Below are 24,892 nucleotides of genomic sequence, written 5' to 3'. Positions count from 1 at the left end.
GCGCCTGGGCTTCGAGTACGCCGACGCCCGCAAGCAGGCCGAGGAAGCCTCGCGCGTGCGCCAGGCGCTGGATGAGGCCGCCACGCCCACCCGCATCGCCAATGCCGAAGGCACGATCATCTTCATCAACAAGGCGCTGGACCGCATCCTGCGCCGCGATCTGACGGCTTTCCGCGCCTCGCTGGGCCCGCAGTTCAATCCGGACACCATCGTCGGCTCCTCGGTCGGCGTGTTCTACGTCAAGCCGGACGAGGCGCTGGCCCGCCTGCGCAGCCTCAAGCAGCCCACCACCACCCGCATGATGCTGGGTGGGCGCACCTATGACGTGATCACCTCGCCGATCTTCGCCCCCGATGGTCGCCAGGTCGGCTCGGTTGGCCAGTGGAACGACATGACCGAGCAGCTGGCGGCCGAGGCCGAGATCAGCCAGCTGGCCTCGCTGGCGGTGGAGGGCAACTTCACGCTGCGCATCGGCACCGAGGACAAGAGCGGCTTCTACAAGGAGCTGGCCGAGCGCTTCAACGGCCTGGTCCAGACCGTCAGCCGCACCATCGTCGAGGTGCGCCGCTCGGCCCAGCAGCTGGGTTCGGCGGCGGGCCAGGTGTCGTCCACCTCCCAGGTGCTGTCGCAGTCGGCCTCGGAGCAGGCAGCCAGTCTGGAAGAGACCACCGCCTCGCTGCAGGAAATGGCCTCGTCGGTGCGCCAGAACGCCGACAACGCCACGCTGACCGACCAGATGGCCAACCAGGCCGCCCAGGAGGCCGCGCGCGGCGGCGAATCGGTGGCGCAGACGGTGGAGGCGATGAAGGTCATTGCCCGCAAGATCTCGATCGTCGACGACATCGCCTACCAGACCAATCTGCTGGCCCTGAACGCCGCGATCGAGGCCGCCCGCGCCGGCGAACACGGCAAGGGCTTTGCGGTGGTGGCTGCCGAGGTGCGCAAGCTCGCCGAGCGCAGCCAGGTCGCGGCGCAGGAAATCAGCACGCTGGCCACCGAATCGGTGGGCAAGGCCGAGCAGGCCGGCCAGCTGCTGGCCAGCATGCTGCCGGCGATCAGCCGCACCAGCGCGCTGGTCCAGGAAATTGCCGCCGCCAGCGCCGAGCAGGCCGGTGGCGTCAACCAGGTCTCCACCGCCATGGACCACATCAGCCAGGGCACGCAGCAGAATGCGTCGCTGTCTGAAGAGCTGTCGGCCACGGCCGAAGAACTGTCGGCCCAGGCCACCCAGCTGCAGGAGCTGATGGCCAGCTTCCAGCTGGCCGACGATGCCGCGCCGGCGGCCAAGCCCGCGCGGCGGGACGGGCCTGCCGCGCGCGCCCGTCCGCGGCGAGCGGCCGCCGAGTCCGACGCCTTTGCCCCCTTCTGACGGAGAGCCGCCATGCATGCCATCCCGTCCGGCGACACCGGCCTCCTGGCCGACCTGCAGGGCGCCTCGTCCCAGTTCCTGCGCTTCGCGCTGGGTGACGGCATCTTCGCGGTGCCGATCGATGCGGTGCGCGAGATCCTCGAGCTGGGCCCCTCGACGCCGCTGCCGCTGATGCCCGCCTTCGTGCGCGGCGTGATGAACCTGCGCGGCGCAGTGGTGCCGGTGATCGACCTCGCGGCGCGCCTGGCCCTGCCCCCGGCCGTGCCGGGCCGGCGCAGCTGCATCATCGTCGTCGAGGTGCCGCCGTCGGAGCTGTCCGACCACGGCGCCCAGGTCATCGGCCTGATGGTCGATGCGGTGCACGAGGTGCTGGACGCTGACGCCCAGCAACTGGAAGAGCCACCGGCGCTGGGCAACCGCATCGATCCGCGCTTCATGGCCGGCATTACCCGCCACCGCGGTGACATGGTGCCGGTGCTGGCGCTGTCGCGCACGCTGGCACTGGAGGAACTGGCGGACCTGATCGGCCAGCCGCTGGCCGCCTGACCATGTCCGACAGCCTGTCCAAGGAATCCTTCCTGGCCGTGGTGGGCCTGTTCGAGAGCGTCTCGGGCATCCGCCTGTCCGAAGCCAAGCGGCCGCTGGTCGAAGGGCGGCTGCACAAGCTGGCGCAGCGCCTGGGCGTGCGCCGGCTGGACGACTACGTGCGCCAGCTGCTCGAGCAGCGCGACCCGGCCGAGATCGTGCGCGTGGTGGACAAGCTCACCACCAACGAGACCTATTTCTTCCGCGAACCCCAGCACTTCGAGTTCCTGGCGCGGCTGGCCGAGGACCACGACGGCCACGAGCCGTTCCGCGTCTGGAGCGCCGCCAGCTCATCGGGCGAGGAGGCCTACAGCATCGCGATGCTGCTGGCCGAGAAGCTGGGAGCGACCGGCTGGGAAGTGATCGGCACCGACCTGTCCACGGTGATGGTCGAGACCGCGCGGCGCGCCGTCTACCCGATGGAGCGGGCGCGCCATGTGCCGCGCGAGTACCTCAAGCGCCACTGCCTGCGCGGCCATGGCGACCAGGAAGGGCGTCTGCTGATCTCGCGCAGCCTGCGGCAGAACGTGCGCTTCGACAATGCCAACCTGATGGAGACCCTGCCCGCGCTGGGCAGTTTCGACGTCATCTTCCTGCGCAACGTCCTGATCTATTTCGACAACCCGGCCAAGGAGGCGATCGTCAACCGGGTCGCGCCCTTGCTCAAGCCCCAGGGATACCTGTTCACAGGCCATGCGGAATCACTCAGCAATCTCGCCACCCAGCTCCGGCCGGTTCGCACCGCGGTCTACGCCCGCTAGCGCGCTGCCCCCGGGCCGCGGCGGCATGGTCGCGGAGTCCGGGCAGAAGCTGTTCCTGATGCCGGGCCAGTGGTACTTCGGCGGCAAGGCCTCGGAGCTGCGCACGCTGCTGGGCTCCTGCGTGGCCGTCACGCTGTGGCACCCGGCCAAGCGCTGGGGCGGCATGTGCCACTTCCTGCTGCCCGAGCGCAAGGGGCCGACCGATGGCGTGCTCGACGGCCGCTACGGCTCGGAGGCGATCGACCTGCTGGTGATGCGCCTGCGCGAGCTGGGCACGCGGCCGGAAGAATACGTCGCCCACCTCTATGGCGGCGCCGACACCATGCCCGACCAGACCGGCGTCAAGCTCAACGTGGGCGAGCGCAACATCGAGCAGGGCTGGACGCAGATCGACAAGCACGGCTTCCAGCTCGAAGGCGTCGATGTCGGTGACCATGTCCCGCGCACCGTCACGCTGGCGCTGGGCAGCGGGACGGTCGAGGTGCGGCGCGGCGGACGACGACACGCATGAACGCCCCCCGGCCACCCCGCACCCGCGTGATGATCGTCGACGACTCGGCGGTCGTGCGCAAACACCTGTCGGACCGGCTGGAGGCAGCCGGCATCGAGGTGGTGGCCACCGCCTCCGACCCGCTGTTCGCCTGGCCCAAGCTGCGCTCGCTGCAACCCGATGTGCTGGTGCTGGACGTCGAGATGCCGCGCATGGACGGCATCAGCTTCCTGCGCCAGGTGATGGCCGAGCAACCCACCCCGGTGGTGATGTGCTCCACCCTCACCGAGGCCGGCTGCGAGGTGACACTGGAGGCGCTGGCCGCCGGCGCGGTGGGCTTCGTCACCAAGCCCAAGGCGGGGCTGAAGTCCTTCCTGGAAGACCAGGCCAACGACCTGGTCGACACCGTGCGCAGCGCCGCACGCGCCAACCTGGGCGCGCTGGGCGCGCTGCCGCAGGCCGCCCGTCCGGCGCCGCTGACGCCGCCGCCGCTGCCCGCAGCGCCGCTCGGCCCCCCGGGCAGCCGGGTCATCGCGATGGGCCTGTCCACCGGCGGCGTGCAGTCGATCGAGGTGGTGCTGCGCGCCCTGCCCGTGCAGACGCCAGGCATCGTCATCGTTCAGCACATGCCGGCGGGGTTCACCGCCTCACTGGCCGCGCGGCTGAACGGCCTGTGCGACATCGAGGTGGCCGAGGCCCGCCACGGCGAGCGTGTGCTGCCCGGCCGCGCGCTGATCGCCCCCGGCGGTCGCCACATGCGCTTGCGCCGCCAGGGCAGCCAGTTCGTGGTCGAGGTGATCGACGGGCCGCTGATCAACCACCACCGGCCGTCGGTGGATGTGCTGTTCCGCTCGGTGGCCCAGCAGGCGGGTGCGGCGGCGATCGGCGTGATCATGACCGGCATGGGCGACGACGGCGCCCGCGGTCTGCGCGACATGCACGACGCCGGCGCCCTCACCGCCGCCCAGGACCAGGCCAGCAGCGTGGTGTTCGGCATGCCCAAGGAGGCGATCCGCCTGGGCGCGGCCGACGCGGTGCTGCCGCTGCCCGAGATCGCGCCCTGGCTGCTGCAGCAGGCCCGCGTGGCGCCGGGTCAGCGGGTGGCGCGGGCGATATCGGGCGTCAACACCGACACATCGCCGCACTGAGCACGCCGCCGCAGTGCGTGGTCCATCAGGACCAGCGCCAGCAGCGCCTCGGCGATCGGTGTGGCGCGGATGCCCACGCAGGGATCGTGGCGGCCGTGGGTCTCGACCACCGCCGGCTGCCCGTTCAGGTCGATCGAGCGGCGGGGCAGCCGGATCGAGCTGGTCGGCTTGATCGCCACATTCACCGTGATGTCCTGGCCGCTGGAGATGCCGCCCAGGATGCCGCCGGCGTGGTTGCTCAGAAAGCCCTCGGGCGTCAGCTCATCACCATGCTCGCTGCCGCGCTGACGCACGCAGTCGAAGCCGGCACCGATCTCGACGCCCTTGACCGCATTCAGACCCATCATCGCGTGGGCGATGTCGGCGTCCAGGCGGTCGAACAGCGGCTCGCCCAGGCCCACCGGCACGCCCTGGGCCTCCACATAGAGCCGCGCGCCGACCGAGTCGCCGGACTTGCGCAGCGCATCCATGTAGGCCTCGAGCTCGTCGATGCCCTGGGCGGTGGCGGCGAAGAAGGGGTTGCGGTCCACCTGGGTCCAGTCGTCGCGGGCGATCTCACGCTCGCCGATCGCGGTCAGGCAGCCGCGGAACGTGGTGCCGTAGGCCTGGTGCAGCCACTTGCGGGCCACCGCGCCGGCGGCCACGGTGGGCGCGGTCAGGCGTGCCGAGCTGCGGCCGCCGCCGCGCGGGTCACGGATGCCGTAGCGGTGCCAGTAGGTGTAGTCGGCGTGGCCGGGGCGGAAGGTCTCGGTGATGTTGCCGTAGTCCTTGCTGCGCTGGTCGGTGTTGCGGATCAGCAGGCAGATCGGCGTGCCGGTGGTGTGGCCCTGGTAGACGCCGGAGAGGATCTCCACCGCGTCGGCCTCGTTGCGCTGGGTGACGTGGCGACTGGTGCCCGGGCGGCGCCGGTCCAGCTCGGGCTGGATGTCGGCTTCGCTCAGCGCCATCCCCGGCGGGCAGCCGTCGATCACGCAGCCGATGGCCGGGCCGTGGCTTTCGCCGAAATTGGTGACGCGAAAGAGTTCGCCGAGGGTGCTGCCGGACATCGCGGGCGGACCGGCCAGGGGCGGTCCGGGGTCGTGTGAAGAGCTGCTGATTTTACGGGCCTGTGCCCGGCCTGGCCTCGCCACCGAACAGGACCGTTTTTTGCCCGGGACTCCGGGCATCGTGAGGGGTGGCTTCGCGGCACAGTGAGGTCTGTAACCCTGTCCGTTCTGCAGCCTGATGCCGCTTCGCCCCCCGCCCGCCCTGTTGCGCACGATGCCCCGCCTGCTGGCGCTGGGCACCGCCTGCGCGAGCGCACCGGCCTGGGCACAGAGCTCGGCGAGCGGCGCCTCCGGGCTGGTCGGCCTGGGCCTGCTGGCGCTGGGCGCCGGTGCTGGCTGGGCCTGGGCACGCCGCCGCAGCCACCCGGCCAGCCCGCCCAACGAGGACCTGATGTGCCAGGCGATGCTGGAGCAGGGCCCGCAGTTCATCGGGCTGATGGATGACAGCGGCCGCCTGTTGAAGGTCAACGCTGCGGGCCGCCCCTGGCTGGACGGCCAGGACCGGACCACCCGACCGCTGTGGGAATGTGCCGGCTGGCATGAGCCGGCGGCCCAGGCGCAGCGGCTGCAGCAGGCGGTCCAAGCTGCGCTGGACGGCGCGCCCGCACGGCTGGACCTGCGGCTCGACAGCCCCGGCCAGGGCCGCCGCGAGATCGAATTCCAGGCCCGTCGCATCAACGGCCTGGGCGCGCCGGCACGCCTGCTGATCGAGGCACGCGACATCACCATGCGCCGCCTGGCCGAGGACAAACTGATGCTGGCCGCCGCGGTCTTCGACCAGGCGCGCGAGGGCATCATGATCACCGACCCGCGCGGCGTGATCGTGTCGGTGAACCCCGCCTTCAGCCAGATCACCGGATACGACGCGCACGAGGTCCAGGGCCACTACCCGGCGATGCTGACCACCGCGCTGGAAGACCCCCACCTGCACCGCCGCATCCGCCGCCAGCTGCTGCGCAGCGGCCACTGGCAGGGCGAGTTGCGCAGCCTGCGCAAGGACGGCGAGCTCTACACCGCCTGGGTGTCCATGAGCCGGCGCGTCGACGGCGAAGGCCGCACCACCCACCTGATCTGCATCATCAACGACATCACGCGCACCCGGGAGACCGAGCAGCGCATGCAGCGCCAGGCGCACTACGACGCGCTGACCGACCTGCCCAACCGCCACCTGCTGCTTGAGCGCGCCGACACCGCGGTGGCCCAGGCGCGGCGCCAGGGCCAGTCGGTGGCGATGCTGGTGATGGACCTGAACCGTTTCCGGGACATCAACGACAACTTCAGCCACACCGCCGGTGACGCGGTGCTGCTGGAGATGTCGCTGCGCCTGCGCAATGCGCTGCGCGAGGGCGACACCGTGGCGCGCCTGGGCGGCGACGAGTTCGCCGTCCTGCTGCCCGACACCGACGCCAACGGCGCCGCCCATGTGGCCGGCAAGCTGCTGGAGCAGGTGGCCCAGCCCTTCATGGTGATGGGTCACGAACTGAGCATGACGCTGTCGGTGGGCATCGCCGTCTACCCGGCCGACGGCCCGGACGTCGAAGCCCTGGTGCGCTGCGCCGACACCGCGATGTACCGCGCCAAGCAGGAGGGTCCCGGCCGCGTCGCGTTCTTTGCGGAAGGCATGCAGCAGCGCTCGGTGCGCCAGCTGCAGCTGGAATCGGCGCTGCGCCGCGCGGTGGAGCGCGACGAGCTGCTGCTGCACTACCAGCCCCAGCTGGCGGTGGACACCGGCGAAGTCAGCGGCATCGAGGCCCTGGTGCGCTGGAAGCACCCGGAGCTGGGCATGGTCTCGCCCGGTGAATTCATCCCGCTGGCCGAGAGCAGCGGCCAGATCCTGGCGATCGGCGAGTGGGTCATGCGCACCGCCGCCCACCAGGTCAAGGCCTGGATGGCCGCCGGGCTGCCGCCGATCACCGTGGCGGTGAACCTGTCGGCGCTGCAGTTCCGCGACCCCACGCTGCCCGACCGGGTGAAGGCCATCCTCGACGAGGCCGGCATCCCGGCCTCCTGCCTGGAGCTGGAACTGACCGAGAGCGTGGCCACCGGCAACCCGGCCGCGGCGATGGCCATGATGGAGCGCCTGCATGCGCTGGGCGTGCGCCTGTCGATCGACGACTTCGGCACCGGTTACTCGTCGCTGAACTACCTCAAGCGCTTCCCGATCCACACGCTGAAGATCGACCAGAGCTTCGTGCGCGACATCTCGACCGACGCCGACGACCGCGCGATCGTGCAGGCCATCATCCAGCTGGCCCGGGCGCTGCACCTGAGCACGATCGCCGAAGGCGTGGAGAACGACGAGCAGGCGCGCTTCCTGCGCGCCCACGGCTGCGACATGGTCCAGGGCTACCGCTACTGCCGTCCGGTGGACGCCGATGCGGCCTTTGCCTGGATGATGGCGCGTCAGCCGGCCGCGTCCCGCAGCCCGGCCGACGCCACGGCCGCCTGATCAGGCGCCGGGCACGGCGGTGTTGCCGGGCGCGCCTTCCTCGACGGGCCAGTCGCGGATGTAGGCCTTGAGCATGCGGTTCTCGAAGTCCTGCGCCTCGACCACGGTCTTGGCGACGTCGTAGAACGAGATCACCCCCATCAGCGTGCGCTCGTTGAGCACCGGCATGTAGCGGGCATGGCGGCCCAGCATCATGCGGCGCACCTCGTCGATCTCGGTATCGGGCGAGCAAGTCAGCGGGTGGCTGTCCATGACGCCGCTGATCGTGGTGGCGCCGACCTGGCCGCCGTTCTTGACGATCGCCAGGATCACCTCGCGGAAGGTCAGCATCCCCACCAGGTTGCCGTGGTCCATCACCACCAGCGAGCCGATGTCATGCGTGGCCATGGTGGTGACAGCGTCGGCCAGTGGCTGGTCCGGCGTGACGGTGAACAGCGTGTTGCCCTTGACGCGCAGGATGTCGCTGACCTTCATCGTGGGTTCTCCTTCCGACCGTGGGATGCCTGGGCGCCGCCACGGGGTCAGCGTCTCCCGGACCCTGTGACGGCATGCGCCCAACATAGCACACAATGCGTGCCATTCAAGCTCTGGCTGCCCCTCAAACGGCCCCCTCTTCATGCCTGGCGCGACAGATCCCGGTTTCGACACCCTGGCCCTGCATGCAGGCGCCGCCCCGGACCCCTCCACTGGCGCACGGGCGGTGCCGATCCACCTCAGCACCTCCTTCGTCTTCCAGGACAGCGCGCACGCCGCGTCGCTGTTCAACATGGAGCGGCCCGGGCATGTGTACAGCCGCATCTCCAACCCCACGACCGCGGTCTTCGAGGAACGCATGGCCGCGCTGGAAGGCGGGGTCGGGGCGATCGCCACTGCCAGCGGGCAGGCGGCGCTGCACCTGGCGGTGAGCACCATTGCCGGCTCCGGCAGCCACATCGTGGCCAGTGCCGCGCTGTACGGCGGCTCGCACAACCTGTTGCATTACACCCTCGGGCGTTTCGGCATTGAAACCACGTTCGTGCCGCCCCACGACCTGGACGCTTGGCGCGCCGCGATCCGCCCCAACACCCGGCTGCTGTTCGGCGAGACCCTGGGCAACCCGGGCCTGGATGTGCTGGACATCCCGGCGGTCAGCGCCATCGCCCACGCCCACCACCTGCCGCTGCTGGTCGACTCGACCTTCACTCCGCCCTGGCTGCTCAAGCCCTTCGAGCACGGCGCCGACCTGCTGTTCCACTCGGCCACCAAGTTCCTGGGCGGACACGGCACCGTGGTGGGCGGCGTGCTGGTCGATTCCGGCCGCTTCAACTGGGCCGATGCGCATGCCGCCAGCGGGCATTTCGCCGAACTGTGCGAGCCCTACGAGGGCTTTCACGGCATGGTGTTTGCCGAGGAAAGCACCGTTGGCGCCTTCCTGCTGCGCGCCCGGCGCGAAGGCCTGCGCGACTTCGGTGCCTGCATGAGCCCGCACACCGCCTGGCTGATCCTGCAGGGCATTGAAACCCTGCCGCTGCGCATGGCCCGCCATGTCGAGAACACGCGGGCGGTGACGGCCTTCCTGGCGGCCCACCCGATGGTCGAGCGCGTGGCCTACCCCGGCCTGCCCGACCACCGCGACCACGCCCTGGCCCAGCGCCTGCTGCCGCGCGGCGCGGGCGCGGTCTTCAGCTTTGACCTCAAGGGCAGCCGCGCCCAGGGCGTGGCCTTCATCGAGGCGCTGAAGATCTTCTCCCACCTGGCCAATGTGGGCGATTGCCGCTCGCTGGTGATCCACCCGGCCTCGACCACCCATTTCCGCATGGACGACGCCGCGCTGCGCCAGGCCGGCATCACGCCCGGCACGATCCGCCTGTCGGTCGGCCTGGAAGATGCCGCCGACCTGATCGATGACCTGGGCCGCGCCTTGAAGGCGGCCGAGAAAGCGGGGGCCTGAGATGGAGCTGAGCGTCCACGGCCGCCGCGCCTATGCCTATACCGGCGGCAAGCCCTTCAACCCCGCCCTGCCCTGCGTCGTCTTCCTGCACGGCGCGCTGAACGACCACAGCGTCTGGAATCTGCTGGCGCGCTGGTGCGCCCACCATGGCTTCGGCGCGCTGGCGCTGGACCAGCCGGGCCACATGCGCTCGGAGGGCCCGCTGCTGCCCGACATCGAATCGCTGGCCGACTGGACCGTGGCGGTGCTGGACGCCGCCGGTGTCGCCCAGGCGGCCCTGGTCGGTCACAGCATGGGCTCGCTGATCGCGCTGGAGGCGGCCGCGCGCCACCCGCAGCGGGTGTCGCGGCTGGTGATGGTGGGCACCGCCTACCCGATGGCGGTGTCGTCCAGCCTGCTCGACGCCGCCGAGCAGCGCCCCCAGGCCGGCATGGACATGGTCAATGCCTTCTCGCTGTCGACCTGGGCGGCCAAGCCCAGCTACCCCGGGCCCGGCATGTGGCTGCATGGCGGGGGTCGCCAGCTGATGGCCCAGGTGCAGGCCCATGGGCCGCAGGGCGCGAACGTGTTCCGCCACGACTTCGGGCTGTGCAATGCCTACGCCCACGGCCACGAGTCGGCCGATGCCGTGCGCTGCCCGGCCCACCTGGTGCTGGGCCAGGCCGACCAGATGACGCCGCCCAAGCTCACCCGCGAACTGGCGCAGCGCCTGCGCGCCACCGTGCACCGGGTGCCCGGCGGGCATTCCATCATGACCGAGCAGCCGGACGCGCTGCTGGCCGCGCTGCGGGCCGCGCTGGCCTGATCGGGCGATCGCCCCCGGCCACCGGGGGATTTCACGCCAGTGGGTGGGGCAAATGCCCCAGCCGGCCGATGCTGGCCCCGGATGCCAGGCGACGGGACCCACAAGAATCCATATAAATCAACAACTTATAAAAAGTGTGCACCTTGCACACTTGCTGGCACGTCCATTGCGAATCATGGATCGTCCCGGTCGCCGAGGTCCTGCCCACCAAAGCGCCGGGGCATTTCTCCCCCTCCCATCCATCCCTCACCACACTGGAGCAAGCCATGACCCGTCGCATCACCACCCTGCTGGGCCTCGCCATCGCCTCGCTGACTGTCGCCACCGCCGCCCAGGCCGAACTGCGCGTCAAGTGCGAAGTCCGCAGCGACCGTTCGACCGCCTCGGTCGACGGCAAGAGCGTTCCCAACGGCAACTACTACGCCGTGCTGACCTCGGGCGCCAACAGCGCCACCTCGACCGCCCAGCCCACCATCCAGCGTGAAGTCGAGATCGACTTCTCCAGCCGTCCGCGCGACATCAACAAGGGTGCCACCCCGCTGGCGGCCGACTTCATCGTCGGCGGCCAGGCCACCGGCGCGCTGTACACCGAAGCCGGCGCGCTGGTCGCGACCAAGACCGTCGCCTGCCGCGTGCGCTGATCCCTCAGGTCACCGGGTCCGGGCACAATCGGCAGCGGCCTGCCCCCGCTGCCGATGCCCGCCCCGATGCCTGACATCCTGTCCCCCTCAATGACCACGGTGGGCCGCCCTGCGGCCATCACGCGCTGGTTCATGATCGCCGGCTCGATCGGCGTGGCCCTGTTCGCCATTGGCATGGCCTGGCTGCTCGATGCCTTCATCGAGTCGCGCCTGCTGCACCGCGATGCCGAACTCAGCCGCGACTTCGTGCAAAGCGTGGCCGACACCCAGAAGGCCGCGGAAGCCTTCCGCCACCCTGAGCGCGCCAGCGACCCCGACTTCGTCGAATTCCTGGCCCATGTCGCGGCGATGCCCGATGTGCTGCGCATCAACGCCTACACCACTGAACAGCGGGTGCTGTGGTCCAGCAGCCCCGAGATGATCGGCCAGACCTTCGGCCACAACGACGAGCTTGAAGAGGCGCTGGCCGGCGAGGTGGTGGCGAATTTCGACGCCGAATCGGACAAGTCCGAGCATGTGATGCTGGGCTCGCCGCGCGAGTTCGTCGAGAACTACATCCCCGTGCACGCCGCCCGCAACGGGCCGATCGTCGGCGTGATCGAACTCTACCGGCGCCCGGTCGCCCTGACCCAGGCCCTGGCCGAGGGCCAGCGCCGCATCTGGGGCGCGGCGCTGCTGGGCGGCTCGCTGCTGGTGCTGTCGCTGCTGTGGTTCGTACGCCGCATCGAGCGGGCGCTGGGCGAGCAGCAGCGGCGCCTGGTCGACAACGAGGCCCTGGCGATGGTGGGCGAGTTGTCCGCCGCCGTGGCCCACAACATCCGCAACCCGCTGGGCTCGATCCGCAGCGCAGCCGAGCTCACCCGCGAACTGGGGCCGACCATGCCGCTGGACCACGAAGAGGTGATCCGCCACGTCGACCGCATCGAACACCTGGTGCGCACGCTGCTGACCAGCGCCGGCGACCCCACGGGCCGACCCCACCGCTGCGCCGTGCGGCCGGTGCTCGAAGCCGCTCGCGCCCGCATCGCCCCCGACCTGGCCGCCCAGCACAAGCAGTTCAGCCATGAATGGCCCGATCAGCTGGGCGAGGTGGCCCTGGACGACATCCTGCTGACCCAGTCGCTCGCCTCGGTCCTGACCAACGCGGCCGAGGCCACGCGCAGCGGCGACCAGGTCAGCCTGCGCGCCAGCCAGGCCGACGGCCAGCTGCGCATCGTGGTCGAGGACAGTGGCATCGGTCTGCCGACCACCGGACGCGACCAGTTGCTGCAACCCTTCTTCACCACCAAGCCGCGCGGGCTGGGACTGGGCCTGCCGCTGGCCCGTCGCGCGATGGAACGCGCTGGCGGCAGCCTGCGCATCGAACCCGCGACGCCGCATGGCACGCGCGTCGTCCTGAGCCTGCCCTTGCTGCCGGCCAGCCCCACCTGACACCGCTTCACCACCATGTCTGAACGCGCCGGCCACGCCGTGCTGATCATCGATGACGAGGCGGCGCTCGCGCGCAACCTGGCCACTTTCCTGTCGCGGCAGGGCTGGGACACCCGGGTGGCGGAGACCGCCGAGGAAGGCCTGGCGCTGTACCCCGAGTTCCGGCCGGACCTGGTGCTGCTGGACCACAACCTGCCTGGCATGGACGGCCTGCAGGCGCTGGGCCGGTTCAAGGCCATGGACCCGGACTGCCGGGTGGTGCTGATGACCGGCTTCGGCAGCGTGGACCTGGCCGTCAACGCGCTCAAGAGCGGTGCACTGGACTACCTGTCCAAGCCGCTGGCGCTGGGTGAGGTGCGCCTGCTGATCGAGCGCCTGCTCAGCCAGGACCGGCTGCAGCGCACCGTGCACTACTACGCCGGACGGGAGGCGGCCGGCAGCGGCCTGGACAAGATCGTCGGCGATTCGATCGCGATGCACCAGCTGCGTCAGCGCATCCGCCAGATGCTGGCCTCGGAAAGCCAGCTGGAGGACGCCGACGGCCCGGCCGTGCTGATCCACGGCGAGACAGGCACCGGCAAGGAACTCGTCGCCCGGGCACTGCACTTCGACGGCCCGCGCCGCGACGGCCCCTTCGTCGAGCTGAACTGTGGCGCCCTGCCGGCGCACCTGGTCGAGGCCGAGCTGTTCGGCTACGAAAAGGGTGCCTTCACCGATGCCCGCCAGCGCAAGGCCGGCCTGGTCGAGACCGCTGAGGGGGGCACGCTGTTCCTGGACGAGATCGGCGAGGCCGACGCCGCCACCCAGGTCAAGCTGCTCAAGCTGCTGGAGGACAAGCGCTTCCGGCGCCTGGGCGGCCTGCGCGACCAGGCGGTGGATGTGCGCATCGTCAGCGCCACCCACCAGTCGCTGGAGAAGATGGTGGCCGAGGGGCGCTTCCGCGCTGACCTCTACTACCGGCTGCGCATCGTCGAGCTGCAGGTGCCCCCGCTGCGCGAGCGCGGTGAGGACGTGATCGTGCTGGCCCGGCATTTCCTGGCGCACCATGCGCAGCGCTACCGCCGCGGCGAGATGCGCCTGAGCGAGGGCGCCGAGCAGCGGCTGCGGGCGCACCGTTTCCCAGGCAATGTGCGTGAGTTGCGCAACCTGATGGAACAGGCGGTGCTGCTGGCCACCACCGACCGGGTGACCGAGCTGGAACTGGCCGGTCTGCGCACCGTGGCGCCTGCCAGCGCCGATGCGCCGCTGGACGCCGGCAGCGACCTGAACCTCGAGCGCGCGGAGCGCCGACTGATCGAGGAGGCGCTGCGGCGCAGCGAAGGCAACGTCACCCAGGCCTCGCGCCTGCTGGGCGTGAGCCGCGACACCTTGCGCTACCGCCTGGAGCGCCTGGGCCTGCGCGCCACGGGCTGACACCTGCGCGACAGCACGCCGGGGCAAGCCCGGATGGCCGAGCCTGCCCGCGCGCGCTGCAATCGGGGCCAAGCCGTTGCACGGAGCCGCCGCATGAGCACAGCCCCCCCTTCCAGCGTCACCACGCCCGACCTGGGCGCGATCCGCAGCTTCGCCGAGTTTTACCCGGTCTACCTGGGCGAACACGCCAACCGCACCTGCCGTCGTCTGCACTTCCTGGGCAGCACCCTGGCCCTGGTCTGCCTGGCGATGCTGCTGTGGACCGGTCGGCCGCAGTACCTGCTCTACGGCCTGCTGTGCGGCTATGGCTGCGCCTGGATCGGCCACTTCGTCTTCGAGAAGAACAAGCCGGCCAGCTTCAAGCGCCCGCTCTACAGCTTCATGGGCGACTGGGTCATGTACAAGGACATCTGGACCGGCCGCATCCGCTTCTGATCAGCGGACCTGCGGCGCCAGGTTGGCCAGCATGTCGGCGGTCATCGCGGCCAGATCGACCTGCGGCTGCCAGCCCCAGTCGGCGCGGGCGGCCGAATCGTCGATCGAGCGCGGCCAGCTGTCGGCGATCGCCTGGCGAAAGTCGGGCGCGTAGTCGATCGTGAAGCCCGGGCGCTGGCGGGCGATCTCGGCAGCCAGTTCCGCCGGGGTGAAAGACACGCCGGCCAGGTTGTAGCCGTGGCGCTCGCGCAGTGCGTCGGCCGGTGCGTCCATCAGCGCCAGCGTGGCGCGGATGGCATCGGGCATGTACATCATCGGCAGCGCGCTCTCGGGCCCCAGGAAGCAGGTGTAGTGGTTGGTCTTGAGCGCCTCGTGGAAGATCTCCACCGCGTAGTCGGTGGTGCCGCCGCCGGGCGGCGTCTTCCAGCTGATCAGGCCGGGGTAGCGCAGGCAGCGCACGTCCACGCCATGCATGCGGTGGTACCAGGCACACCAGCCCTCGCCGGCCAGCTTGGAGATGCCATAAACCGTGGTGGGCTCCATCACCGTCTTCTGCGGCGTGTGGTCGCGCGGCGTGGTGGGGCCGAAAGCGGCGATCGAGCTGGGCCAGAACACCCTATCCAGCTTGTGGGTGCGGGCCAGCTCCAGCACATTCAGCAGGCCCTTCATGTTCAGGTCCCAGGCCCAGGTGGGGTGCTGCTCGCCACGCGCCGACAGGGCGGCGGCCAGCAGGTAGACCTGGGTGATGGCGTGGCGCTCGGCCACCTGGATGAGTGCACCGGCGTCGGTCACGTCCAGCGCCTCATGGGCCAGGCCGGGCACACGCCCCCTCGGCGACAGGTCGCTGGTCACCACGGCGCTCTGGCCGTGGCGGGCCGCCAGGGCCTCGGCCAGCTCGGTGCCGATCTGGCCGTTGGCGCCGATGATCAGGATCTTCGGCGTGGCGCTCATTTCAGGATCCCCAGCTCGCGGCCGGCCTGGGTGAAGGCGGCCACGGCGCGCTCCAGGTCGTCGCGGCTGTGCGCGGCGCTGAGCTGCACGCGGATGCGCGCCTGGCCCTGGGGCACCACCGGGAAGAAGAAGCCCACCACATAGACACCCAGCTCCAGCAGGCGGGCTGCCAGGCGCTGCGCCAGCACCGCGTCGTAGACCATGATCGGCACGATCGGGTGGGTGCCGGGCTTGATCTCGAAGCCGGTGGCGCTGATCGCCTGGCGGAACCACAAGGCGTTGTCGGCCACGCGGTCACGCAGCTCGGTGGAGCCCTCCAGCAGATCCAGCACCGCCAGCGAGCCGCCGACGATGGCCGGCGCCAGCGTGTTCGAGAACAGGTAGGGCCGCGAGCGCTGGCGCAGCAGCTCGATCACCTCGCGCTTGCCGGCGGTGAAGCCCCCCGAGGCGCCGCCCAGGGCCTTGCCGAAGGTGCCAGTGACGATGTCGACGCGGCCGAAGATGCCGCGCAGTTCGTGCGTGCCGCGGCCGGTGGCGCCAACGAAGCCGCTGGCGTGGCTCTCGTCGATGCCCAGCATCGCATCAAAGCGGTCGCACAGCGCGCGGATCTCGTCCAGCCGGGCGATCGTGCCGTCCATCGAGAACACGCCGTCGGTGAAGACCAGGATGAAGCGGGCGCCGCCGTCACGGGCTTCCTGCAGGCAGCGCGCCAGGTCGGCCATGTCGTCGTGCGCATAGCGCCAGCGCTTGGCCTTGCACAGGCGGATGCCGTCGATGATGGACGCGTGGTTCAGGCTGTCGCTGATGACGGCATCGGCCTCGCCCAGCAGCGGCTCGAACAGGCCGCCGTTGGCGTCGAAGGCGGCGGCGTAGAGGATCGCGTCCTCGCAGCCAACGAAGCGGGCGATGCGCTGTTCCAGCGTCTTGTGCTGGTCCTGGGTGCCGCAGATGAATCGCACCGAACTCAGGCCATAGCCGTGGCTGTCCAGCGCCGCGTGGGCGCCTGCGATGGCCGCTGGGTGGCTGGAGAGCCCCAGGTAGTTGTTGGCGCACAGGTTGATCAGCGTGCGGCCATCGGTGGTGCGCACATGCGCGCCCTGCGGCGTGGCGATGACGCGCTCGCGCTTGAAGAGGCCGGCCTGGTCGAGCTGATCCAGCTCCTGGCGGACATGGGTGAGAAAGGCGTCGGTGGAGCTCATCGTCGGGGTCCTGGCGGCGTGTTCACTGCTTGCATGCGATGTTCGATATATCGAACTTTCGTGCAGTATCATGTGAAGCGTTCGATCCGTCAAGGACTGCCCCTCAAGGACTGCGATGGCCCGCCCAGCCCCCTCCCCCGAACCGCCCCGCGTGGGTCAGGCCCTGGCGCAGCTGCGCCATGCGCGCAAGCTGTCGCTGGACGACCTGTCGCGCCAGGCCGGTGTGTCCAAGTCGATGCTCTCGCAGATCGAGCGCAACCAGGCCAACCCGACCGTCGCCGTGGTCTGGCGCCTGGCCAACGCGCTGGGCGTGCCGCTGACCGATCTGCTCACGCCGGGCGACGCACCTGAGCCGCCTTCGATCGCCGCGGTGCCGGCCCACGCCGTGCCCACGCTGCGCAGCCCGGATGGCCAGTGCGAGCTGCGCATCCTGGGCCCGATCGAGCTGGCCGGCCAGTTCGAGTGGTACGAGCTGACGATCCAGCCCGGCGGCATGCTGGCCTCGGAGCCGCACGAGCCCGGCAGCCGCGAACACCTGAGCGTGCTGAGCGGCCAGGTGGAAGTGCATGCCGGCGAGGCGCGCCAGCGCCTGGCCCCGGGCGAGACCGCGCGCTACGCCGTGGACCAGCCCCACGCGCTGCGCAACCCCGGTCGCGGCGAAGCCCGCGCACTGCTGGTGGTGGTGCACCCGGCCTGAGCCGGGCCCTCAGGCCAGCAGCTCGGCCAGCGTCATGCGCGCCAGGCCGGCGCGTTCGCGGAACGCCGCCACCCGGCCATCGGGCCGCAGCAGCAGGCGGTCGACGAGTGGCGCCGCGGGGGTGAGCGCCGGATCGCGCAGCAGCACATAGCGCTGTTCGCCGCCCTCTTCCAGCCGGCCGACCCAGTCGGGCTCGAACAACTCGTCCAACTCGGGCTCGATCTGCAGCGGGTCAATCCGCAGCACGCCGGCCAGCGCGCTGAGCGTCAGGCCAGCCTGCCCGGCCGCCCTCGCCGCGGCCAGTTCACGCAACACCGCCAGCGCGATGACGAAGCGATGGCCTGGCGTGTCGGAATGCCGCACCACCCTCATCTGCAGACTGGGCGCATAGGCGGCGATCACCGCCCCCATCAGCACGATCACCCAGCCGGTGAACATCCACAGCAGGAAGATCGGCGCGGTGGCGAAGGCGCCATAGATCGTGGCGTAGGTGGCCACCTTGGAGACATACCAGGCCAGCAGCGACTTGGCCAGCTCGAAACCGAGCGCCACGAAGGCCCCACCCGCCAGCGCATGCCGCCAGCGCACATGGGTGTTGGGCACGTAGTGGAACAGCCCGCCCATCGTGGCCCACAGCAGGCCGAACTGCAGCACGTCGAGCACCAGGCCGACGCCCCCGGGCAGGCCCTCGACCAGGCCCTTGGAGGCCGACAGCGCATAGCTGGTCAGCGTCAGGCTGACACCCAGCACCAGCGGCCCCAGCGTCAGCGCCGCCCAGTAGACCAGCACGCGCTGGGCGATCGGCCGCGGTGTGCGCACGCGCCAGATCGCGTTGAGCGTGCGGTCAATCGTCAGCATCAGCATCAGCGCGCTGACCAGCAGGAAGATCAGGCCGGCGGCACCCACCCGACTGGCCTTGCTGGCGAACTGGGTCAAGGCGGTGAGCACCGGGCGGGCGATGTTGTCCGGCACCAGGCTCTGCAGGAAGTACTTCTGCAGCGCCACCTGGAACTGGCTGAAGATCGGGAAGGCGGTGAACACCGCCAGCATCACGGTCAGCAGCGGCACCAGCGCGATCAGCGTGGTGAAGGTCAGGCTGCCGGCGGTCAGGCCCAGCCGGTCTTCGCGAAAGCGCAGGCGCAGCGTGCGCAGGGTGTCGAACCACGGCCAGGTGCGCAGCGACTCCAGCAGCAGGGCCAGGGTCACGCGTTCGGCGCGGGGGTTCGGATCGAGGACATTCATCGGCCGCTATGATGCCAGCCCATGTCAACCTCGCCGCCCCCGCTGACGCTGGAAGCCGACGCCGTGACCCGGATCACGCGCTGGGTGGCGGTGGGCGCGTTGCTGGCGCTGATCGCCTTGTGCCTGGCCTGGGAGCTGTGGCTGGCGCCCACCGGCCGGCGCACGCTGGTGATCAAGGTGCTGCCGCTGCTGCTGCCGCTGGCCGGACTGCTCAAGCACCGGCTCTACACCTACCGCTGGGTCAGCCTGCTGGTCTGGCTGTACTGCGCCGAGGGCCTGGTGCGCGCCACCAGCGAGCCCGCACCGGGCGCGACCCTGGCCATGATCGAGATCGCGCTGTGCCTGGTGCTGTTCGCGGCCTGCGCGGTGCAGGTGCGCTGGCGGCTGCAGCGGGCCAAGGCGGCCACGGCGCTGGGATGACGACCCTGCTGGACGCGCTGCGCGCCACGGTCGGCGCGGCCAACGTGCTGCACGACGGCGACCTGTCCGCCTACGAAGTCGACTGGCGCAAGCGCTACCGCGGCCGCGCGCTGGCCGTGGTCCGACCGGGCAGCACGGCCGAGGTGGCCGCGGTGGTGCGCCTGTGCCGCGAACACGGTACCAGCCTGGTCCCGCAAGGCGGCAACACCGGCCTGGTGGGCGGCGGCGTGCCCGACGACAGCGGACGCCAGGTGCTGCTGAGCCTGGGCCGGATGCAGCGCATCCGCCAGATCGATGCCGACAACCTGACCCTCACCGCCGAGGCCGGCTGTGTGCTGCAGACCCTGCAGCAGGCTGCGGGCGAGGCTGGCCTGCTGTTCCCGCTGAGCCTGGCCGCCGAGGGCAGTTGCACGATCGGCGGCAACCTGGCCAGCAATGCCGGCGGCACGCAGGTGCTGCGCTACGGCAACGCGCGCGAACTGTGCCTGGGCCTGGAGGTGGTGACCCCGCAGGGCGAGGTCTGGGACGGCCTGTCCGGGCTGCGCAAGGACAACACCGGCTACGACCTGCGCGACCTGTTCATCGGCAGCGAAGGCACGCTGGGCGTGATCACCGCGGCCACGCTGAAGCTGCACCCCCGCCCGGGCGCCACGATGACGGCACTGGCCGCTTGCGGGTCGATCGAGGCCTGCGTGGCCCTGCTGCGGCGGGCACGCCAGCGGCTGGACGCCGGGCTCACCGGCTTCGAAGTCATGGAGCGCTTCGCGCTGGACCTGGTGGCGAAGCATTTCTCCACCCTGCCCCAGCCGCTGCCCGCGGCCCGCTGGACGGTGCTGCTGGAACTGGCCGCGCCCGACGAAGCCCAGGCCCGTGCGCTGCTGGAAGCGGTGCTGGGCGAGGCCCTGGAATCGGGCGAGGTGGACGACGCCGTGGTCGCCGAGAGCCTGGCGCAGTCCCAGGCGCTGTGGCACCTGCGCGAGAGCATCCCGCTGGCCCAGGCCGAGGAAGGCCTGAACATCAAGAACGACATCGCGCTGCCGGTGTCGGCCATCCCGGGCTTCGTCACCGAGATGGCCGACACGCTGCGCGCCCTGGTGCCCGGCATCCGTCTGGTCACCTTCGGTCACCTGGGCGACGGCAATCTGCACTACAACCTGCAGGCCCCGCAGGGTGAGTCCGCGGCGGCCTTTCTGGCACAGCACGAGGCGGCGCTGAACCAGCGCGTCTATGACGCCGTCATGGCGCGAGGCGGTTCGTTCTCGGCCGAGCATGGCATCGGCGCCTTGAAGCGGGGCGAGCTGGCCCGGCGCAAATCGCCGGTGGCGCTGGGGATGATGCGGGCCATCAAGCAGGCGCTGGACCCCGACGGACTGATGAACCCGGGGCGGCTGCTGGGGCCCTGAGGCGCGCTGCGGCCCGGCAAGGGTGCGACCACTCTGCGGTGCGACCGGGCGGCCCTGCCGCGGCGCGGCGCTGCTGGGCCGAGTGGCAGGTCAGTGCGTCGGCCCGCCCGACCCCGGCGGCAGCGGCAACGCGAAGACCTCGATGCCTTCGTCGCGCAGGGCCTCGCGCTCTTGTGGCGTGGCCTGGCCACGGATGCCGCGGGCCTCGGTTTCGCCGTAGTGGATGCGGCGGGCTTCTTCCGGAAAGCGCGGGCCGACGTCCTCGGTGCGTTGCATCAGATCCTGCACGACGGCCTGCAGCGCCGACTGCAACTGGGCAGCGAGTTCGGGCTGGGCGCTGCGGGCCGGCTCGGCCGGCGGCCGCGGCTCGGCGGTCGGCGAGGGCTGAGCACCAGAGATGTTCAGCCGTGGGGCGCTGGGCAGCCGGGTGATGGCGGCGCTGGCGCACAGCGGACAGCTGAGCAGGCCCCGATCCAGCTGGTCCCGGTAGTCGTCCTCCGACGCGAACCAGCCTTCGAAACCGTGCTCGTGCTCGCAACGCAGGTTCAGGACCTTCATGCCCCGGATGATCGGTCAGAAGCCAGGTCCTGTGCAGACTGCCACTGCAATTCCCACAGACCGGCACGCCATTTCTGCAGCCACAGCAGGCCGATCAGCGACTTGGCATCGGTGAGTTCGCCGCGCGCCGCCAGGCGATCCAGTTCGGCCTCATCCACCAGACACACGTCCAGGAACTCACCGTGGTCGAGTTGCTGCTGGCCAGGCTCCAGTCCGCGCGCGAACCAGATCTCGATCAGCTCGTTCGAGTAGGCCGGCGCGTTGTGCATCAGCGCCGCGCAGGCCCATTCGCGCGCGCGGTAGCCGGTTTCCTCCAGCAATTCGCGCTGGGCACAGCGCCAGCGAGGTTCCCCGGGATCGATCTTGCCCGCCGGGAACTCCAGCAGCACGGTCTGCAGCGGGTAGCGGCACTGCCGCTCCATCACCAGCCGGCCGTCATCGGTGATCGGCACGACCATCACCGCGCCGGGGTGGACGATGTATTCGCGCGTGGCCTCGCTGCCGTCGGGCAGGCGGGCGACGTCGCAGCGCACGTCAAGGAAGCGCCCCTGCCACACCTGGGCCGGACGCAGCGGGCGCTCGATCAGGTGCTCGTCACTCATGCGCCGCCGCCGACGCGCCGCGCCGCAGGTAGCGCCAGACGAAGCCCGGCGAGGCCAGGGTCAGCATCAGGCAGGTCCAGGCGGCGTAGAACTCCCAGCCCTGGGGCGCCCGCTGGCCCAGCGAGGCCTCCAGCGCGCTGCCCAGCAACAGGGTCAGCCCGCCGGCAACCACCAGCTCCAGCAGCCGCCAGCCGAAAGCCTTGGGCGCGCGCCGCGGCCCGACGACGAACAGGCGTTCGTTGACGAAGGGCAGGTTCGCGGCCAGCAGCGCGACCGCCACCACGAGCCAGGTGGCTGCCCCGGCGCTCATCGGATCAGCCCTGCAGCGCAGCGACGATCACGTCGCGGCACAGGGCCATCAGGCCTTGCGGCAGCAGGCCCAGCACCAGCGCGGCGGCACCATTGAGTGCCAGCAGCGCCGACACACCGGAGCCGGAGGTCAGCCCAGCGCCGGACTCGGCGGGTTGGTCGAAGTACATGACCTTGACGATGCGCAGGTAGTAGTAGGCCGCAACCAGGGACAGCAGGACCGCGACAATGGCCAGCGTGATGTAGGTGCTGTCACCGGTGGTGACCAGCGCCTGCAGCACCGCGAACTTGGCGTAGAAGCCCACCATCGGCGGCACACCGGCCAGCGAGAACATGAAGACGGTCATCACACCCGCCAGCCAGGGCGCACGCTTGGCCAGGCCGGCCAGGTCGCTGATCTCCTCGCTCTCGAAGCCCTGGCGGGCCAGCAGCATGATCAGGCCGAAGCTGCCCAGCGTGGTCAGCACATAGGTGACCACATAGAACAGCGCCGAGCTGTAGCCGTTGGCGGCCGAGGTGGTGTTGGCGGCCACCACGGTGGGCGTCAGGCCCAGCAGCATGAAGCCCAGCTGGGCGATGGCCGAGTAGGCCAGCATGCGCTTGAGGTTGGTCTGGGCGATCGCGGCGAGGTTGCCGATCAGCATCGACAGCACCGACAGCACCATCAGCATCTGCTGCCAGTCGTGGCCCAGCGTGGACAGGCCCTCGACCAGGATGCGGAAGGCGATCGCGAAGGCCGCGAACTTGGGCACGCCGCCGATCATCAGCGTGACCGCGGTGGGCGCGCCCTGGTAGACGTCAGGCACCCACATGTGGAACGGCACCACACCCAGCTTGAAGGCCAGGCCGGCCACCAGGAAGACCACGCCCAGCGTCAGCACGACCGGGTTGATCTGGCCGGCGGCCACCACCGCGTAGACCTCGGGCAGGTCCAGCTTGCCGGTGGCGCCATAGAGCATGGACATGCCGTAGAGCAGGAAACCGCTGGCCAGCGCGCCCAGCACGAAGTACTTCATCGCGGCTTCGGTGGACACGCCATGGTCGCGGCGCAGCGCTGCCATCGCGTACAGCGACAGGCTCATCAGTTCCAGGCCCACGTAGATGACCAGGAAGTTGTTGGCCGAGATCATCACCGACACGCCCAGCAGCACGAACATCGAGAGCGTGAAGAACTCGCCCTTGAGCAGGTCGCGCTCGCCCAGGTAGGGGCGTGCGTAGGCCAGCGTGGCCATCAGCGCCAGCGAGGCGCACATCGCCAGCAGGTGGCCCAGCGGGTCGGACACCACCAGGCCCTGCATGCCGTAGACCGAGGCCGCCGCGCCGCTGGCGCCCAGGCCGGCCTGCATGGCGCTGGCGTGCATCAGCGCCACCACGGCCAGCGTCAGCTGGGTGAGCCAGAAGGTCGCCGTGCGCTTCGGGTCGGTGATGTAGAGGTCGATCAGTGCGATCGCGCAGGCGGCGACCAGCAGGACGATCTCGGGAGAGACAACAAGCCAGTTCATAGGATTCATGGTGTGCGCCCTGTCGTCAAGGCAGCTTGGGCTGGGCCACGTGCTTGATCAGCGCGTCCACCGAGGTGTGCATCACGTCGGTGAAGGGCTTCGGATACAGACCCATGGCCAGCACGGCGACGGCCAGCAGCGCCATCATCGCGAACTCGCGGGCGTTGATGTCGGTCAGCTCGCGCACATGGTCATTCGCGATGTCGCCGAAGTAGACCCGCTTGTACATCCACAGCGTGTAGGCGGCGCCGAAGATCAGCGCGGTGGCGGCCAGCGCGCCGATCCAGAAGTTGTACTGGACGGCGCCCAGGATCACCATCCACTCGCCGATGAAGCCCGCAGTGCCCGGCAGGCCGCAGTTGGCCATCGAGAACAGCAGCGCGAAGGCCGCGAACTTGGGCATGGTGTTGACCACGCCGCCGTAGGCTGCGATGTCGCGCGAATGCACGCGGTCATAGAGCACGCCGATCGACAGGAACATCGCGCCGGAGACGAAGCCGTGCGAGATCATCTGCACCAGACCGCCGGAGATGCCCAACTCGTTGAAGATGAAGAAGCCCAGCGTGACGAAGCCCATGTGGGCGATCGACGAATAGGCCACCAGCTTCTTCATGTCGGTCTGCACCATCGCCACCAGGCCGATGTAGATCACCGCGATCAGCGACAGCGCGATGATGAACCAGGCGTACTCGCGCGAGGCATCCGGGGCGATCGGCATCGAGAAGCGCAGGAAGCCATAGGCGCCCAGCTTCAGCATGATGGCCGCCAGCACCACCGAGCCGCCGGTGGGCGCCTCGACGTGGGCGTCGGGCAGCCAGGTGTGCACCGGCCACATCGGCACCTTCACCGAGAAGGCGGCGAAGAAGGCGAAGAACAGCAGCGCCTGCGCGTTCAGCGGCAGCGGCAGCTTGTGCCATTCGAGGATCTCGAAGCTGCCACCCGACTTGGCGTACAGGTAGATCAGCGCGATCAGCATCAGCAGCGAGCCGAGCAGCGTGTAGAGGAAGAACTTGAAGGCCGCATAGACCCGCCGCGGGCCGCCCCAGACGCCGATGATGATGTACATCGGGATCAGCGTGGCTTCGAAGAAGACGTAGAACAGCAGGCCATCGACGGCCGAGAACACGCCCACCATCAGGCCCGACAGGATCAGGAAGGCGCCCAGGTACTGGTGGGCACGATCGGTGATCACCTCCCAGGCCGCCATCACCACGATGATCGTGATGAAGGCGGTCAGCAGCACGAACCACACCGAGATGCCATCGACACCCAGGTGGTAGCGCACATTGAAGCGCTCGATCCAGGCCAGGTTCTCCTCGAACTGCAGCGCGGCAGTGTCGAGGTGGAAGCCGGTGACCAGCGGAATGGTGATGACAAAGCTCAGGACGGCACCGGCCAGCGCGATCCAGCGGACGGCGCCCGCGTTCTCGTCACGGCCCAGTGCCAGCAGCAGGACGCCGAAGGCGATCGGCAGCCAGATGGCAACGCTCAACAGACCCATTTGTA

General features: G+C 70.1%; 24 protein-coding genes and 1 pseudogene. 15 read left to right on the top strand and 10 right to left on the bottom strand.

From position 1 onward, the window contains the following. Positions 1-550: 550 nt before the first annotated feature. From KAK07_RS25950 to KAK07_RS17200, 5 genes and pseudogenes are all read left to right on the top strand, one after another. Positions 551-1,369: pseudogene (locus tag KAK07_RS25950) on the top strand (methyl-accepting chemotaxis protein); the annotation flags it as partial. 12 nt (positions 1,370-1,381) lie between these two features. After that, a complete protein-coding gene (locus tag KAK07_RS17215) occupies positions 1,382-1,915 on the top strand; it encodes a chemotaxis protein CheW (protein WP_210862061.1) in 534 nt (177 codons plus the stop codon). A 2-nt stretch (positions 1,916-1,917) separates the two neighbouring features. Continuing rightward, positions 1,918-2,715, top strand: coding sequence for a CheR family methyltransferase (locus KAK07_RS17210; protein ID WP_210854314.1), 798 nt, complete (start codon positions 1,918-1,920; stop codon positions 2,713-2,715). 25 nt (positions 2,716-2,740) lie between these two features. After that, positions 2,741-3,226, top strand: a complete 486-nt coding sequence (locus KAK07_RS17205; RefSeq protein ID WP_210854315.1) for a chemotaxis protein CheD — start codon at positions 2,741-2,743, stop codon at positions 3,224-3,226. Continuing rightward, complete coding sequence (locus tag KAK07_RS17200) at positions 3,223-4,353, top strand: protein-glutamate methylesterase/protein-glutamine glutaminase (protein ID WP_247661129.1); 1,131 nt, start codon at positions 3,223-3,225, stop codon at positions 4,351-4,353. The genes KAK07_RS17205 and KAK07_RS17200 overlap by 4 nt, the downstream gene beginning before the upstream one ends. On the opposite strand, the gene aroC is transcribed toward KAK07_RS17200, so the two are convergent. Continuing rightward, complete coding sequence (gene aroC, locus KAK07_RS17195) at positions 4,299-5,399, bottom strand: chorismate synthase (RefSeq protein WP_210862059.1); 1,101 nt, start codon at positions 5,397-5,399, stop codon at positions 4,299-4,301. The genes KAK07_RS17200 and aroC overlap by 55 nt on opposite strands. Before the next feature lie 214 nt (positions 5,400-5,613). Between aroC and KAK07_RS17190 the strand changes: the two genes are divergently transcribed. Next, a complete protein-coding gene (locus KAK07_RS17190) occupies positions 5,614-7,848 on the top strand; it encodes a putative bifunctional diguanylate cyclase/phosphodiesterase (RefSeq protein ID WP_210862058.1) in 2,235 nt (744 codons plus the stop codon). On the opposite strand, the gene KAK07_RS17185 is transcribed toward KAK07_RS17190, so the two are convergent. Then, positions 7,849-8,322: a CBS domain-containing protein gene (locus tag KAK07_RS17185; protein WP_210854318.1), complete on the bottom strand. Its 474-nt coding sequence runs from the start codon at positions 8,320-8,322 to the stop codon at positions 7,849-7,851. A 142-nt stretch (positions 8,323-8,464) separates the two neighbouring features. Between KAK07_RS17185 and KAK07_RS17180 the strand changes: the two genes are divergently transcribed. From KAK07_RS17180 to KAK07_RS17155, 6 genes are all read left to right on the top strand, one after another. After that, positions 8,465-9,778, top strand: a complete 1,314-nt coding sequence (locus tag KAK07_RS17180) for an O-acetylhomoserine aminocarboxypropyltransferase (protein WP_210862056.1) — start codon at positions 8,465-8,467, stop codon at positions 9,776-9,778. A 1-nt stretch (position 9,779) separates the two neighbouring features. Further along, positions 9,780-10,583, top strand: a complete 804-nt coding sequence (locus KAK07_RS17175) for an alpha/beta hydrolase (protein ID WP_210862054.1) — start codon at positions 9,780-9,782, stop codon at positions 10,581-10,583. 266 nt (positions 10,584-10,849) lie between these two features. Beyond that, positions 10,850-11,224, top strand: a complete 375-nt coding sequence (locus KAK07_RS17170) for a hypothetical protein (RefSeq protein ID WP_210854321.1) — start codon at positions 10,850-10,852, stop codon at positions 11,222-11,224. A 66-nt stretch (positions 11,225-11,290) separates the two neighbouring features. Further along, positions 11,291-12,655, top strand: a complete 1,365-nt coding sequence (locus KAK07_RS17165) for a sensor histidine kinase (protein ID WP_210862052.1) — start codon at positions 11,291-11,293, stop codon at positions 12,653-12,655. A 15-nt stretch (positions 12,656-12,670) separates the two neighbouring features. After that, positions 12,671-14,068, top strand: coding sequence for a sigma-54-dependent transcriptional regulator (locus tag KAK07_RS17160; protein ID WP_210862050.1), 1,398 nt, complete (start codon positions 12,671-12,673; stop codon positions 14,066-14,068). A 93-nt stretch (positions 14,069-14,161) separates the two neighbouring features. Beyond that, positions 14,162-14,503, top strand: a complete 342-nt coding sequence (locus KAK07_RS17155) for an Mpo1-like protein (protein ID WP_210862048.1) — start codon at positions 14,162-14,164, stop codon at positions 14,501-14,503. Here KAK07_RS17155 and KAK07_RS17150 read toward each other — a convergent pair whose 3' ends face one another. After that, entirely contained in the window at positions 14,504-15,454 is a 951-nt protein-coding gene (locus tag KAK07_RS17150; RefSeq protein ID WP_210854325.1) for an NAD-dependent epimerase/dehydratase family protein, read from the bottom strand. It lies immediately after the preceding gene. After that, positions 15,451-16,653 (bottom strand): glycine C-acetyltransferase, encoded by a 1,203-nt coding sequence (gene kbl, locus KAK07_RS17145; RefSeq protein WP_210854326.1) that lies wholly within the window; start codon positions 16,651-16,653, stop codon positions 15,451-15,453. Before kbl ends, KAK07_RS17150 begins: the two co-directional genes overlap by 4 nt. Positions 16,654-16,768: 115 nt before the next feature. Here kbl and KAK07_RS17140 point away from each other — a divergent pair, with 115 nt between their 5' ends. After that, the gene (locus tag KAK07_RS17140) at positions 16,769-17,350 is read left to right on the top strand and encodes a helix-turn-helix domain-containing protein (RefSeq protein ID WP_210854327.1); all 582 of its coding nucleotides are present in this window, start codon (positions 16,769-16,771) and stop codon (positions 17,348-17,350) included. A gap of 9 nt (positions 17,351-17,359) precedes the next feature. On the opposite strand, the gene KAK07_RS17135 is transcribed toward KAK07_RS17140, so the two are convergent. Next, the gene (locus KAK07_RS17135) at positions 17,360-18,592 is read right to left on the bottom strand and encodes a YihY family inner membrane protein (protein ID WP_210854328.1); all 1,233 of its coding nucleotides are present in this window, start codon (positions 18,590-18,592) and stop codon (positions 17,360-17,362) included. A gap of 21 nt (positions 18,593-18,613) precedes the next feature. On the opposite strand from KAK07_RS17135, the gene KAK07_RS17130 reads away from it, so the two are divergent. After that, positions 18,614-19,012 carry a DUF2069 domain-containing protein gene (locus tag KAK07_RS17130; RefSeq protein WP_210854329.1) on the top strand — a complete coding sequence of 133 codons (399 nt, stop codon included), beginning with the start codon at positions 18,614-18,616 and terminating at the stop codon, positions 19,010-19,012. Then, on the top strand, positions 19,009-20,415 hold the full coding sequence (locus tag KAK07_RS17125; RefSeq protein WP_210862046.1) for an FAD-binding oxidoreductase: 1,407 nt from the start codon (positions 19,009-19,011) through the stop codon (positions 20,413-20,415). The genes KAK07_RS17130 and KAK07_RS17125 overlap by 4 nt, the downstream gene beginning before the upstream one ends. Before the next feature lie 90 nt (positions 20,416-20,505). On the opposite strand, the gene KAK07_RS17120 is transcribed toward KAK07_RS17125, so the two are convergent. The 5 genes from KAK07_RS17120 to KAK07_RS17100 are packed head-to-tail and all read right to left on the bottom strand — an operon-like array spanning position 20,506 to position 24,887. After that, the gene (locus KAK07_RS17120; protein WP_210854331.1) at positions 20,506-20,973 is read right to left on the bottom strand and encodes a DUF1178 family protein; all 468 of its coding nucleotides are present in this window, start codon (positions 20,971-20,973) and stop codon (positions 20,506-20,508) included. Beyond that, a complete protein-coding gene (locus KAK07_RS17115; protein ID WP_210862040.1) occupies positions 20,970-21,575 on the bottom strand; it encodes an NUDIX domain-containing protein in 606 nt (201 codons plus the stop codon). The genes KAK07_RS17120 and KAK07_RS17115 overlap by 4 nt, the downstream gene beginning before the upstream one ends. Further along, positions 21,568-21,885 (bottom strand): DUF2818 family protein, encoded by a 318-nt coding sequence (locus KAK07_RS17110; protein ID WP_210854333.1) that lies wholly within the window; start codon positions 21,883-21,885, stop codon positions 21,568-21,570. The genes KAK07_RS17115 and KAK07_RS17110 overlap by 8 nt, the downstream gene beginning before the upstream one ends. 4 nt (positions 21,886-21,889) lie before the next feature. Beyond that, entirely contained in the window at positions 21,890-23,395 is a 1,506-nt protein-coding gene (gene nuoN, locus KAK07_RS17105) for an NADH-quinone oxidoreductase subunit NuoN (protein ID WP_210854334.1), read from the bottom strand. Between the two features lie 16 nt (positions 23,396-23,411). Next, positions 23,412-24,887, bottom strand: a complete 1,476-nt coding sequence (locus tag KAK07_RS17100) for an NADH-quinone oxidoreductase subunit M (protein ID WP_210854335.1) — start codon at positions 24,885-24,887, stop codon at positions 23,412-23,414. Positions 24,888-24,892: the final 5 nt, after the last annotated feature.

It is taken from the genome of Ideonella alba (genome assembly GCF_018069875.1).
Taxonomy (GTDB): Bacteria; Pseudomonadota; Gammaproteobacteria; order Burkholderiales; family Burkholderiaceae_C; genus Ideonella; species Ideonella alba.
The sequence above is the reverse complement of the archived record's forward strand: the minus strand, read 5'-3'. Positions and strand labels throughout refer to the sequence as shown.